The following is a 14,224-nucleotide window of genomic DNA, read 5'->3' on the forward strand; positions in this document are numbered from 1 at the left end:
ATTGCCTAAAACAGTGTATTTAGATAGGCACGCAACGTATAAATCGAAGAGAGAAGCAACAATAGAAGAACAGCTTAAAGGCGAAGAGCCAATGAGCCAATTTGAAAGAGTTTTAAAGGAACTTGGGATAGAAGTAATCCATGCATACTCGCCGCAAGCTAAAGGCAGGATAGAGCGGTCATTTAGAACACATCAAGACAGGCTTGTAAAAGAAATGAGGCTGCAGAACATAAATACGATGGAAGAAGCAAACAGGTTTTTAAGAGAGTATTATCTGCCAAAACATAACCGGAAATTTTGTGTGAAGCCCATAAACGAAGAAGATACGCATATGGAGTTGAGGCCGGAACAGGATCTGAACAAGATACTTGTGATAAAGACGGAGCGGACTGTAAGAAACGATTACACAATGGCATACGAAGGTAAGTTATACCAGTTAAAAACCGATTTAGCTCTTAAAGGCAGAAAAGTATTAATTTGTGAGGCCTTAAATGGAAAAATGTTTATTGAATATAAGGGTTCAAGAATAGCATATTCTGAAATACACATTAAACAATTAAGAAAATACGAGAATGAGTTTGAAATAGAAAAAGTAGTAAGAAAGGTCGGGCGAAGCAAAATCAGACCCGCCAGAAACCACCCTTGGTTAACCGGGGATTCTTGGCAGGCTGTACTTTGATAACCGGACATTTCTATTTTGCAGAAAATAGGACATTTCTATTTTGCATTGACAATGCCTGAAATAAAACTTTACAACCCCATGTGAATATGATATTTTGATATCTGCCTTTGGTATCCCCACTGGCATATTCGGGCTGCTGTCTGACGTTTTTGCCGACGCGAACGGCGGCCGAAAAACAAAAAAAAGAAAGGTTAGGTGTACTAAATGGCTATGGTAAAAGAAAGAAAACAGGAATTGATTGGAAACTACAAGGTTCATGACACAGACACTGGTTCTCCGGAAGTTCAGGTTGCAATTCTCACGGAAAAGATCAACTATCTCACGGAACATCTTAAAAAACACTCCAAAGACCTTCATTCAAGGCATGGCCTGCTTAAGATGGTTAACAGAAGAAGAAGGCTTCTTGATTATTTAAAGAGCAAGAGCTACGACAGGTACAAAATCCTGATCAAAAAATTAGATATAAGAAAGTAGGCCAAAGATGGCGAATTACATAACCAGGGAAGTGGAAATAGCAGGAAAGAAAATATCTTTTGAAACCGGCAGGATGGCAAAGCAGGCCGGCGGGGCGGTTGTTGTAAGAACCGGCGATACAATGGTTCTTGTTACGGCCGTTGCGGCAAAAGACCCAAAACCAAACGCGGATTTTTTTCCTTTAACAGTTGAATACAGGGAAAAGTTTTATGCCGCGGGCAAAATACCGGGCGGTTTTTTTAAAAGGGAAGGCAAGCCAAGAGAAAAAGAAATTCTTTCTTCAAGGATAATTGACAGGCCGATAAGGCCGCTTTTTCCGGAAGGCTTTTTTTATGAAGTTCAGATAATAGCCACGGTAATATCTGCTGACAAGCAGAACGATTCGGATCTGCTGGGGTTAATAGGCGCTTCAGCGGCGCTGGATATTTCCGATATCCCTTTTGACGGGCCTGTAAGCGCTGTCAGGGTTGGAAGAATAGACGGCAAATTTGTGGTTAACCCTACAATGGACGAACAGCTTGAAAGCGACCTGAATATTACGGTTGCCGGAACAATTGACGCCATTACAATGGTGGAAGGCGAAACCAATGTTGTAAGTGAAGCTGATTTGGTTCAGGCTCTTGGGATTGCGCATGAAAATATTAAAAAACTCTGCCAGTTCATGACAGAGTTTAAAAAAGAATGCGGCAAACCTAAAAGGGAAGTAGTCCTTAAGGTAATACCTGCGGATTTTAAGGCAAAGGTAGAAGGCCTTGCAAAATCTAAAATGCAGGAAGCCATGAAGATAGCGGATAAAATTAAACGTTATGATTCAATCGCGGATGCAAAAAAAGCGGCGCTTGAAGCGATAACAGCAGAGACTCCAGAAAAAGAACTGGGCGAAAAAATATCTGAAGCTAAAATGGTGCTGGAAGAAATTGAAGCCGGCATTATCAGGAACCAGATAGCCAATGACAGCATAAGGCCGGACGGCCGTAAGTTTGATGAAATAAGGGAAATCACATGTGAAATTGACATTCTTCCAAGAACGCATGGTTCGGCTATCTTTACAAGGGGCCAGACACAGGCGCTTGTTGTTACAACTCTTGGCGCCGAAGATGACGCGCAGAGGCTTGACGAACTGGAAGGCGATTTTACAAAGTCATACATGCTTCAGTATAATTTCCCGCCGTTTTCTGTGGGCGAAGCAAGGATGTTAAGGGGCGTAGGCCGCAGGGAAGTAGGGCACGGAAATCTGGCAGAGCGCGCGTTAAAAGCCGTTATGCCTTCCAAAGAAGACTTTCCTTACACAGTACAGGTGGTATCTGACATACTTGAATCAAACGGTTCTTCTTCAATGGCAACAGTATGCGGCGGTTCGCTTTCGCTTATGGCGGCAGGCGTTCCAATAAAGAAGCATGTGGCCGGTATTGCCATGGGGCTTATAAAACAGGGCGATAAATTTATAGTACTGACAGATATTCAGGGAGCCGAAGACCATTTTGGCGACATGGATTTTAAAGTGGCAGGAACAGAAGACGGTGTTACAGCAATTCAGATGGACATAAAGATAAAGGGTGTCACGCTGGAAATACTGACACAGGCGCTGGAGCAGGCAAAGAAAGCAAGGCTTTTCCTTATTAAAGAAAAGATGGAAAAAGCCATAAACGTACATAAAGCGGAAATGTCGCCTTTTGCCCCAAAGATAGGGACGATTAACATTAATAAGGAAAGAATTAAAGATTTAATCGGGCCGGGCGGAAAGAACATCAAAAGGATTGTTGAAGAAACAGGCGCGAAAATTGACGTGGAACAGGACGGAAAAGTAAGGATATTCGCGCAGGATGAAGAGATAATGCAGCACACAATGAGTATGATTAAAGAACTTACCCAGGAAGCTGAAGTGGGAGCCATATACAACGGAACAGTAATCAAGATAATGAACTTTGGCGCGTTCATTGAGATTCTTCCCGGTGTTGAAGGGCTCTGCCATGTCAGCAACATATCCAAAGACAGGGTGGCAAATGTGACAGACGTGCTTACAGAAGGGCAGAAAGTGGTTGTGCTTGTAAAAGACGTTGATTCTAAGACCGGAAAGATCGCCCTTAGCATGAAGGACGTTGAGCAGCCGGCAAAATAAAATGAAGAAGATCCATAACGACAATATAACGGGCTCGTGCGGTTATCTGCACGAGTCCTTTTTATTTCCCTGTGAAATAATAAAAGGCAGGGGTGCTGCCGATACTGTTATACCTGACAGCCGGGGGTCCGCGGTAATAGCGGACAGTTTTGTAACCAGGCAGTTTGCTTCCGCGTTTACCGTAAATGAAAATGTTTTAAAAGTTCTTTTCTCAGGCGATATGAATCCGGCTGAATTTTTCAGGGTGAAAAATGTTATCCTGGAATCACGGGTAAAGGAAGTAATAGGAATGGGGGGCGGCAAGTGCATGGACCTGTGCAAACTGATAAAGCGGGACCTGCCGGAAGTAAAACTTATACTTATACCAACATCCGCTGCAACCTGCGCTTCATGCACGCCTGTTTCTGTAATGTATGATAAACAAGGGGTATATCAAAACACAATGGATTCGGCGCTGCCGGATAAACTTATCATAGATTATACATTTTTTGACACTCTTCCGATGGGATTTTTTGCCGCGGGTCTTGCTGACGCGATGTGCAAATATTTTGAGGCAACAGAAGCAACGGGCCCGGCGGAAAATATACCGCTGCAGGACGCCATTGTGTTAAGCATGGGAGCCGTTTCAACCGCGGTAATTTTCAATAAGCTTGCCGTAAAATTTCAAAATGCCGATAACGCAATGAAAGAAGAAATGGCCGACCTTAATATTATTCACTCCGGAATGATGTCCTGTATGGGAAGGTACTCCGGGACTTCATATGCCGCGCACGCGTTCGCCCACGCCATGACGGTTTCCAAAGGCGCAAGGGAATTCCTTCACGGGGAGCACGCGGCAATGGGCCTTTTATTTCAGGAAACTGTTTTGGATAAAAAAAGAGACGCTGAAATAAAGGATATATTTTCAGGTTTTGACCTGCCTTTAAAACTGTCCGCTTTTAATATCAAAGAGGATGAAATTGATGCCGTTGTGGATAAATACAGAAAAATAGAAGCCGCGGACAAAATTAATCTGCAGATAAGCAATAAATTGATGTATAATATTATTAAGAAACTTTACTGATTTCATATCAGGGAGAATTTCATGGGTAAAAAGAGACCAGGTGTTAAACCGGAACTTCAGGAAGACGTAAAAAAAATAATAGAAAAAATAACAAAAAGCCCCGAAGCGGCGTCAAATATGCCTAAGACAATGCTGAAAAAAGAAGAGTGGGGGCTGCTGACCATTTTAAACCTTTTATTGGCATCTGTTTTTCCCGCGTATTTTGTAAATATACTGCTGATATCATTTTTTACCGAATTGGGCCATCTTTGGACCACCCATTTAAGCGAATTGGAAAGGGAAAAACTTGTAAACTTTGAAAAAGAGTTCAGAAAAGGCTATGAGATGGAAGGTAGAAAACAATACGCGAAAGCTGCGGCCATTTATGATTCGCTTGCCGTAAAATATTCAAAAGACACAAGAATAGCGGAAATAGCTTCGCAGCGGGCTTTATTGCTGCGTGAAAAACGAAAAAGAAATAAAAAAAAGTAAAACGGCAATAAACATACAAGGGGGAGGTTAACCGCGATTTGGAGATTTCAAAAGAAATTTTAAAAGATATAGCTGAATTTAAATTTGACGCGGCCCTCGAAAAAGCATCTCTGATAAAAGGCGGGGAAAAACTCCGCGCCGATATTCTGTTTATGAGCGGAAAATTTTCTGAAGCTGAATATATTTATTCATATATCCGCGAAAAAAGCTGGGACACATCCTTAAACCGCGCGCTTATAGCGTTAAGCGAGGGCAGAATAGGCGATGCCCGCGCGCTTCTGCTTTCAATAAAAGACAGGGATATTAACCCTGATAATTCCCCGGTATACGCGCAAAAAAAAGGCGGAAAAGGCAGGATTATTGCTGAAATAAACACATATCTTGGGGTATTGTATAAAAACTCCGGCGATTATAATGACGCGTTAAAGTGTTTCAGAAAAGCGGCATTGAATGATTCGTCCAACGCTTTAATACCTGCAAATATGGGGGATATTTATTTTAAACAGGAAAATAACGAACAGGCGGCAGTTAACTACCTTAAGGCCATAAAACTTACCGATGATAACCTTAGAAAAGCGCATCTTTATAATGATGTAGGCCTTGTGTATTACAGGCAGGGGCTGCTTGCAAAAGCTGTTGAAAGTTTTAAACAGAGCCTGATTTTTGATCCGGAATACAAAAATGCCGCGCATAACCTTGGGATGATATATGTTAAAGGCGGGATGCCTGATAAGATAAAAGACGATTATAAAGACCTTCTTAAACATGAAGACGGTGTGGAAATAGTATTAAACATAACAAGGTCTGTTATAGAAGAGGCAAACAGGCAGAGTAAAAGCGGCGCCGTAAAAACAAATAATGATACGGGAAAGATGATGACGTATGAGTGTGTGGTAAAAAAGGGGCACGCCGGGGCCGGCAGTTATAACGAAAGTAAAATTTATGTTGAAGCAAGAAGCATTCTTGAAGCCATGGAAAAAGCCAAACAAAGGGGCGGCGTTAAAAAAGGCAAGTCGTATAACGCGGGGCAGAGTATAATTGCCATCAGGCAGCTTAACAGTTAAGCTCGCTGTTTTAAAACGCTTGCCGCGCGCGGTTACCTTCTCCGTTTAACCTCAATTAAAAAATCCATAGCGCCTGATTTAGCGTCTGTTTTAATTATAATTTTTCCTTCTTTTGCCGTTACATTTTTATATTCCGCCTGTTTATAACCGTTTGAATCAATTTTAAAAATTTTCATTGTCCTGTATTTTCCGGGGTTAAAAGTTATCTCCGTCAGGACGGGTTCTATAATTATTGGGGACGACCCGCCGTAAATCACTGAATTGCCTCCAGGGCTGTATTTAACGGAAGAGTTATCGGATATTCCCGAAGTATGAAGTATTATCTTACCGCTTTCGTTTATGTTTTTGCCGTCCAGCGAATAAAGATAAACCGAAGCGTAATTTGTCAAACATTTTAAATTAAAGTTTTTAAATTTTAATTTAACGCCCTTAAGAAAACCGGTAGCTCCCTGAATTTTGGGTGCGTTAATTCTGAAAATGCCGTCATCAAGATTCCAGAAAAGTTCTTTGGTATCGGATACGGCTTTACTGTCAGTTTCGGGCGCGTCAGCTGTCTTCTTTGATTCGTCAAGCGTCTTGGCCACCTTCATTGAAAGCGGGGCTTCATAGTTTCCGCCGGCAAGTTTGAAAGCGGTGGCTGGGTTGTTATACAAATCGTCTTCTGAAAGATAAGACACGGCCGATGTTTTGCTTTCTGACAGGTAATTGTTTCTGAAAATAAGCGCTGCCGGTATCCACTGGGAAAGGGCTTCCGGGCTGCGCGAAAAATCGGTGAAATTTTCAAGAATATTCTGCGCAGTGACAGTGCCGAATTCAAACTGCATCATGGCGTTCCATCCCTGCAGTTTCGCGTAAGCTGACATTATAATCGGCGCGCCGCTTCTGTAACGGTTGGGTATAAGCCAGTTCCATTCGCTTACGGTAAAGGGCTTGTCAAGTATCCTGCAGTGGGCAAGTTCCGCTATGGTGTTTAAGCGTGATTTTAGAACCGGTGAATTTGAAAAGTTTATGGTTTCCCGCATGGACCAGCCGCCTGAAGGGTGGTCCCAGTAAGAGTGGCGGTCAATGAAGTCGTATTGCGCGTTTAGGGCCAGTTCCGCGTCCCAAAGCTCCCAGTGATTGCTTCCTGTTAAAAGGGCTTTATAGCCTTTTTCTTTAAGGCGTTTTATCGTTTTGTCATAGAATTTCTTTTCTGTTTCGGCGTAAAATCTTTTTGTATCAGAGGCGCGGCCGTTACATACAGCTTCAAACATGGTGTCCCAGGAACCCCAGTTCACTTTAAACTGTTCGCGTGCCACGCTTTTTTTATCAAGCGATTCATTTTCCTGTAAAGCACACCCGCTTTTTATCCAGGCTTCCTTCAGTTTCTCATCAGAGCCGTATTTCTGTTTTAAAAATTCGTTAAACTTTTCATCAAGTTTTTTTATTGCGACAGGGGATAAATCTTTGTTTCTGTCCGCGTAAAACAGGGAACTTTCGTTTACAATTTCAGAAAATATAATCGCGGGTTCGTGCAGGTATTTGACTTTCGTGTATTGGTTTTCGTGTTCAAGAAGTTTTTCTATGTATTCGTATGTAAGGTTCTGAAGTTTATCATCTATAAATATTATCTCCTTAAAGCCGCGGGGTACTGTTTTGTAATTTTCAACTCCGTCGCCCTGCTTTAGCTCCCTGTGGACAAGGAAGTCAAGAAAGACGTATATTCCCGCCTCTTTAAGTTTATAGATAAGGTAGTCAAGTTTATCAAGGCTGTCTTTAGAAAAGTTTCTGGTATTATCCGCGCCGGATTCAAAGATATTGGGAACAGACCACGGGGCATCCATGTGGTGAAGCCTTACAAGATTGCACCCTAATTTTGAAAGCCGTTTAACTGTTAAATCAACGTCTTCTTTGGAACGGAAAATGGACGGGCCCATTAGATTTGTACCCCAGAATGCCGTTTTTGTGCCGTCTTCAAATATTAAAGAGCCGTCAGGGCCGGCTTGTATAAAACCGTGTTTTCCGGCAGGCGCGTCCTGAAGGTAAGTAAGGTCAATCACCGCATCCGGCGTAAAAGGGTCCTGCACCGGGGTGAAAGCGCGCCAGGCAGAGCGGTCTTCCTGTTTTATTTCGGTGTTTTCATATACTTTGCCGTTTCTGTCGCGCGCTTCAAGGCGCAGTTTGTCTATGTACATTGTGCCGGCACAGTCAAGCAGGCCTGCTGATACTTCTATGAATGCGGTGCCTTCAGGCACCGGATAGTTGTTTTCCCATTTTGTCCATTCTGATATTGTTTCCGCGGTTTCTCCCGCAACCGCGGGCCAGCCTCCAATCCTGTTGCCGGCAGAATCAAGAAAAAGTACGCTTATTCTTGCTTTGTCCCAGGGATTGGCGCCCTGAATAATGTTTTCTGTTTTTATCATTCCGGATAAAATTACCACAAACATTTTTTCGGGGACTACGGGTACTTTTTGGGTAATCATAGAATACGCCTTTGATTTGTTGTAAATTTTAAAGCATGTGGAGGATTCATATCCGGGGGCTTCAAAGGTGCCTTCGCCGTTTACCCAGCCTCCCCAGTAGAACGGCATGGAAGAACCGAATTCCATATCCCCGTTCATTAAAAGGTCGTCTTTCGCGCGGGGTATCTGTAAATTATCGCCCGGTTCCACGCTAATGTCATCGGCATACATTTCGCCGGTGCAGTTTGCAAGCTGAACCTGCAGAGTTATCTTTGAAGCGCCTTCCGGCACGTTTAATACGTTTACTTTTTCAGACCAGTCAAAAGTACCTTTCCAGCGGCCAAGTTCGGGCCAGCCGCCCACCTGATTTCCTTTATTATCAAAAAATAAAACCATAACTCTTGCCATTTCCCACTCTTCTTTAAACTTAATCACGTTTAAAATTTTTATTTTTGATTTTACGGTAATCTGTTTTATTGTTTTGGAATCTATGGGTATATCCTGATTAAGTTCTATATACCTGTTTGACGCGTTTACAAGCCGCGCGCATTTTCCGTCAGGGCCCTGCGCCAAAGATATGCCGTCAGGGGTGTTTTTTACCCAGCCGTCAGGCACACCGTCCCCATTGGCATCGGTTTCAAAGCCGGGATTTATAACAAGATTCGCGGAAAAAGAAATAAAAGGAAGCGCCGACAAAAACAGTAATATAATTAATTTCTTCATATAAACCTCCTGAGATATATTATTTACCGTAAGGGGAGTATAAAACTAAAAACAGACCCCAGACCGGGTCCTTCAGAATCCGCCCAGACAATGCCATCATGTAATTGCACTATGTTTTCCACTATGCTAAGCCCCAAACCCGTTCCCTGGGCTTTTCTGGTGTTTATGTCTTCCACCTGATAGAAACGGTCAAAGATACGGCGGGCGTTGTCTTTGGTAAGCCCGGGGCCGTGGTCAATAATTCGTATTAATAAATATTTTTCTGCCGTAAGTTTTGTCATGTCTTCATAATCCGGCAGGCTGATCTTGTTTTTTAATGTTTCCTTAAGTTCTATTTCAATCTGTGAACCGGGCGGTGAAAACTTAATTGAATTGTTCAGAAGGTTTATTAAAACCTGTGATATCCGGTATTCATCAATGCTTAAATCAAAAGCGGTATATGGAGAATTTATTTTTATAATTATTGATTTTTTTTCAGCGATTGATGAAATGTCGCTTATGCTTGCAGCTATTACGGGTATTATGTTGGTGGTCTTTTTGCTGATGGAAAAAGTACCGGATTCCATTTTTGAAAGGTCAAGAAGGTCGTTAATTAATGATAGCAGTCGTTCTGAATTATTTTTAATGGTAAGTACAAAATCCTTTTGTTTGGGTGATAACTTTCCGCCTACACCGCCTAAAAGAAAAGAAACAAAACCTTTAATGGAAGTAAGCGGCGTGCGCAGTTCGTGAGAAACCATGGATGTAAAGTTTGTCTTTAATGTATCAAGTTCTTTAAGTTTCTCGTAGCTCTGGCGCAGTATTTCTTCCTGTTTTCTTTTTTCGGTGATATCTTCCTTGATTGCAATGTAGGAAAAGATTCTGTTTTTATAATCTTTAACGGCTGAAATAGAAGCTGATTCCCAAAATTTTGTTCCGTCTTTTTTTACGTTATGAAATTCGCCGTGCCACTGACCGCCTTTAGAAATGGTGTCCCAGAGTATTTTGTAGTTTGAAGCGTCCATTTCGCCGGATTTTAAAATCCGCGGATTATTTCCAAGGGCTTCGTTCTTGGTATAGCCGGTAACAGAACAAAATTTTGGATTTACGTAAGTAATGTTTCCCCAAAGATCTGTAATAACAACCGAAGATGGACTTTGTTCGACCGCTGTCACAAGTTTTGCCATTTCTTCCTGATAAGCTTTTTCTTCGGTTATATCTTCGCCGGATGATATTGTTCCTGCAAACATGCCTGTATCGTCAAACATTACCGCGTTTGACCATTTTATCAGGCGGCGTTTGCCGTCTTTGCGTATAATATAATTTTCAACATATCCATCAATAATTGTATTTTTTGAAAGCCGTTTAAAGACGTTTTTTGCGTCAGCGGCGTTGTCAGGGGGTACAAAATCATCAAACCAGTTTTTTCCTATAAGCTGTTCACGGTCAAAATAACCAAGTATTTCACACCCTTTTTTGTTGATAAGTGTAATCTGTCCTTTTTTATTAAGGGCCACAAGCATAACGCCCGCTATATCAATGTATTTTTTGGCAAGGTCGCGTTCTTTGCGAAGCATCTCTTCAAAAAGGATACTTTCACTTTTATCTTCTATAAGGCATACCGCGCCCAGTGTTTCGTTTATTTTCCGGATAAGGGTAATGGAAACCGATACCGGAATTTTTTTACCAAGGGAGTTTATGGCAAAGGTTTTTACCGTATTTGAACCTGAAGTTTTATCAAAAGTGTCAAAAAAAGAGGCCCCGCCGTCAATATACGGAAATACCGAAATAAAGTTATGTGTTTTTTTACTGCCTTCGGGAATTTCCAGAAGTTTTGAAGCTGAGGAGTTAACATAAGTAATATTAAAAGAATCATCAAGAATTACAAGGCTTTCATTCATTTCGGATACTATTTTTTGAGCCATATTTTCAGGGTTTGGTTTGAAGACGGACAGTTTTGTAACTGCGTAAGTTATTGATGAGGCCCATATGATTACATACAAGTCGGCCATTTCGGTGAAGACACCGTAAAAGTTGAAAAGTTTGGGGGCGATAACTTCTGAAAAAGTGCCGGCTGATATCGAGGCAACAGTACCCCAGAAAATTACCAGCGCCTGTTTCTTTTTGCTTTTGTTTTTATAGGCGTGTTTAAGCAGAAGGATAAGGCCTATAACAAGATAGGAAAGGTAGTACAGCTGATAAAAGAGGGGTAAATTTGAATCTGCCCATGGTGAATACCATCCATAAACTGAATATATGGGCGATAACTGCAGCATGTTAAACAGTTCAATGATATAGAAAAAGAGCCCCGGAAGCGCAAGCAGGGGGAGAACTAAAGGTTTTTTCAGGAATTTGTTTTTTGATGAAATTTCCATGAAAAACCAAAGAGTAAAAAACGGGAATGTTACCCATCCCAGTGCCCCGATGTGTTCGGCAATTGATGCTGTCTGCATGGTGGTCAGTGGGTTGTGTTTTATGGACAGCCCAAGCGACCATAGGGAAAAACACACAATCATACCGGCAGCGGATATGTTTATTCTTGAAGTCAGGCCGTTTTTAAGGATATAAACAGCCATAAGCACGTAAAGGGTGAAAGCTATATAATGAATGTAACCTATGGGAAAATAAGTCAGCATTTTGTCTCCATATGTTTATTATATATAAATTAAAGCCTTAAGGTCAATTATAATAACATAAAAATATCAGGATGGCCTGCCGTTAAAGTTGTTTAATTATTTCTTCGCGAAGTTCTTCAAGTTCCATGTTTTTTGAGAAATAGGCGTCAGCTCCGGCGTCTTCGGCTTTAATTTTCATATCACTCTCTGAAAGCGCTGAAAAAAGAATTATTTTTATTGAATTCAGGGTATTGTCGCTTTTTATGAATTTGCATACGTCATATCCGTTCATTTTTGGCATCATTACGTCTAAAAGCGCAAGCTGTGGAAGGGGGCCGTCTTTAAGCTTTTCCAGAAAGTCCGTCCCGGAGTGCGCTTCTTTTATTTCATAATCCGTATCTTCAAGGGCAATGCGGATAAGCCTGCATATTGCAGGTTCGTCATCCACCACATAGATAACAGTTTTATTATTTTTCATTTTTTGGGCAGCACAACGCAGAATGTGGAGCCCTTATCAGGGCCGTCGGAAACCACCCATATCAGGCCGCCGTGGGCCTCTGTCAGGCCTTTGGCAATACTTAAACCGATACCCGCGCCCTGATGCTGGCGGGTGAGGGTGTCTTCCACCTGAAAAAATTTATCAAATATTTTATCTTTGTAATAATCCTGCACGCCCGGCCCGCTGTCTGTTACGGAGATTAACAGATAATTATCACGAAGAGAAATTATACTTTCAAGATATTCCGGTAACGATATTTTATTGCCTGCGAGAATTTCAATTTTTATTTTTACGGAAGAGTTTTCCGGCGAAAATTTTACCGCGTTGTTAAGCAGGTTAAAAAGAATCCTGGACAGCCGCAGGCTATCAGCCTGCCACATAATTCTGTCAGCGTAAATTCTTTCTATGGTTATATTCTTTTTTGAAGCCTGTTCTGATATTTCGTCGGCGGCGTGGTTTGCCGCGGATGAAATATCGCACATTATTTTCTTAACTGTGAATACTCCGGATTCTATTTTTGATATGTCCAGGAGGTCATCTATTATTATCTGGAATTTATTCGCGCTGTTAAGTATCATTTCAATAAGCGCTTTCTGTTTTTCGCTTAAGTTTGAGTCAATTGATTTTGCAAGCAGCGAGGAAGAACCTTTGATTATTGTAAGAGGGGTGCGCAGTTCGTGTGACACCATTGACACAAAGGCGGATTTAAGTTTGTCCAGTTCGGTTATCCGTTTTAAACTGCTTTTAAGTTCAAGGTAGGCCGATGCAAGGCTGACGCTCATTTCGTTAAAGGCATCGGCAAGTTTCTGGATTTCATCGTCTTCTGAAATGCTGATTTTCTGCGGATAGCCCTGGCTTTTTATTTTATCGGTAAGTTTCTGCATATCGGCGATAAGGCGGTCAAAGGGGGATGACAGTTTTTTAGCCAGATAGAAAGAGACTGCGGCGCATAAGCCGGCAAGTATTATTATGGCGATAATCATTACCGCAAGCAGGCCCAAATGCTGCTCCCGGATTGTATTTGCCGGGACTATTGCGCATATTTTCCACCCGAATTCGGGAGAGGTATAATAATAAAGGTAGGAATCAATTTTGTTTAATACAAGCCTGATAACCCCTTCTTTATTGATTAAAAGGCTTTGTGTGATATTACCGCCAAGTTCTGAAACCGGCCTGAAAAGTTTTGTTTTGTCCGGGTTTGTCAGTATAATGCCGTTTGCGTCGGTAAGCATTATATAACTGCCTTTAAGCAGTTCAATGTTATGAATAAAATTGCTCATCCTGTCCAGTGTTATATCGGTTCCGATAACGCCGGATATTTTTCCGTTTCTGCTTATTGTTTTAACAAGGGCGATATTTACATCGTCAGAGGTAACAGAAAGATACGGGGGCACCTGCATTACTTTTCCCGGATTTTCAAGCGCCAGGGTATACCACGGCCTTTTTCTTGGGTCATATTTTGAAGGCCGCGGCCGCGGTTCGGAACGCACAAAGGCGCCGTCTTCAAATCCCATATATACGGAATTAATGTAAGGGTGTGTCATCTTATATGTCCTGAATTCGTTTATAATCAACTGCTCTTCAGGCGTTATTTTATATCTGAAAGTTTTCTCGTCAGCGTTAATAAAATTTGTATAAAGGGCTGTTGATGAGGGGTAAATGAAAGAAGCTGACGAAAGTTTTTCGATGTAATATTTTACGCTTGAAATCAGCGTGATTATATTGTTGTTTATCTGAAATAACTGGGCTTTGTAAAAGGAAGAGGTGTTTTTTAAGATTACTTTATTATAATTAAAGGCGCTCCACGCGCCAAAAATCAATAAAGGAAGAAGGCCCACGATAAAATAACTAAGTATAAACTTATTTTTTAGTTTCAAAAACCCTCCGCGGGTATTTAAGTTACAATCTCGCCCGTAGCCCTTGTCTTTCTATATTATAAATCTATAACGCTTCATTAGTCAATGAAAGATTAAAATTTAGAAAATGGTTATGCTGCACGCAGAACACACTGTAACCGCAAAGTGATAATGTCCTAAATATGCAAAATAGAAATGTCCTATTCCGAAGCGTGGTAGCATAGAAATATGGAGGTGC

Annotated in this window: 10 protein-coding genes; 6 read left to right on the forward strand and 4 right to left on the reverse strand. The window is 41.5% G+C overall.

All coding sequences use genetic code 11. The features are described 5' to 3' along the window. From JXR81_01640 to JXR81_01665, 6 genes are all read left to right on the forward strand, one after another. On the forward strand, positions 1-679 hold a 679-nt coding region (locus JXR81_01640), incomplete at its 5' end, for a hypothetical protein (protein ID MBN2753547.1). 207 nt (positions 680-886) lie between these two features. Then, positions 887-1,156, forward strand: coding sequence for a 30S ribosomal protein S15 (gene rpsO, locus JXR81_01645; GenBank protein ID MBN2753548.1), 270 nt, complete (start codon positions 887-889; stop codon positions 1,154-1,156). Positions 1,157-1,163: 7 nt separating this feature from the next. Beyond that, on the forward strand, positions 1,164-3,275 hold the full coding sequence (gene pnp / locus JXR81_01650; protein ID MBN2753549.1) for a polyribonucleotide nucleotidyltransferase: 2,112 nt from the start codon (positions 1,164-1,166) through the stop codon (positions 3,273-3,275). 1 nt (position 3,276) lies between these two features. Further along, complete coding sequence (locus JXR81_01655) at positions 3,277-4,338, forward strand: iron-containing alcohol dehydrogenase (protein MBN2753550.1); 1,062 nt, start codon at positions 3,277-3,279, stop codon at positions 4,336-4,338. Between the two features lie 21 nt (positions 4,339-4,359). Next, on the forward strand, positions 4,360-4,809 hold the full coding sequence (locus tag JXR81_01660; GenBank protein ID MBN2753551.1) for a hypothetical protein: 450 nt from the start codon (positions 4,360-4,362) through the stop codon (positions 4,807-4,809). Positions 4,810-4,847: 38 nt separating this feature from the next. Continuing rightward, positions 4,848-5,873: a tetratricopeptide repeat protein gene (locus JXR81_01665; GenBank protein MBN2753552.1), complete on the forward strand. Its 1,026-nt coding sequence runs from the start codon at positions 4,848-4,850 to the stop codon at positions 5,871-5,873. A gap of 32 nt (positions 5,874-5,905) precedes the next feature. Here JXR81_01665 and JXR81_01670 read toward each other — a convergent pair whose 3' ends face one another. The 4 genes from JXR81_01670 to JXR81_01685 all read right to left on the reverse strand — a co-directional run bounded on the left by JXR81_01670 (position 5,906) and on the right by JXR81_01685 (position 14,007). Next, complete coding sequence (locus JXR81_01670) at positions 5,906-9,037, reverse strand: hypothetical protein (protein MBN2753553.1); 3,132 nt, start codon at positions 9,035-9,037, stop codon at positions 5,906-5,908. 23 nt (positions 9,038-9,060) lie between these two features. After that, positions 9,061-11,652: a PAS domain S-box protein gene (locus tag JXR81_01675; protein MBN2753554.1), complete on the reverse strand. Its 2,592-nt coding sequence runs from the start codon at positions 11,650-11,652 to the stop codon at positions 9,061-9,063. An 82-nt stretch (positions 11,653-11,734) separates the two neighbouring features. Then, positions 11,735-12,109 (reverse strand): response regulator, encoded by a 375-nt coding sequence (locus tag JXR81_01680; protein ID MBN2753555.1) that lies wholly within the window; start codon positions 12,107-12,109, stop codon positions 11,735-11,737. Then, entirely contained in the window at positions 12,106-14,007 is a 1,902-nt protein-coding gene (locus tag JXR81_01685; GenBank protein MBN2753556.1) for a sensor histidine kinase, read from the reverse strand. Before JXR81_01685 ends, JXR81_01680 begins: the two co-directional genes overlap by 4 nt. Positions 14,008-14,224 lie beyond the last annotated feature (217 nt).

The sequence above is a fragment of the Candidatus Goldiibacteriota bacterium genome (assembly GCA_016937715.1).
In the GTDB taxonomy this organism is placed as follows: Bacteria; Oederibacteriota; PGYV01; order PGYV01; family PGYV01; genus PGYV01.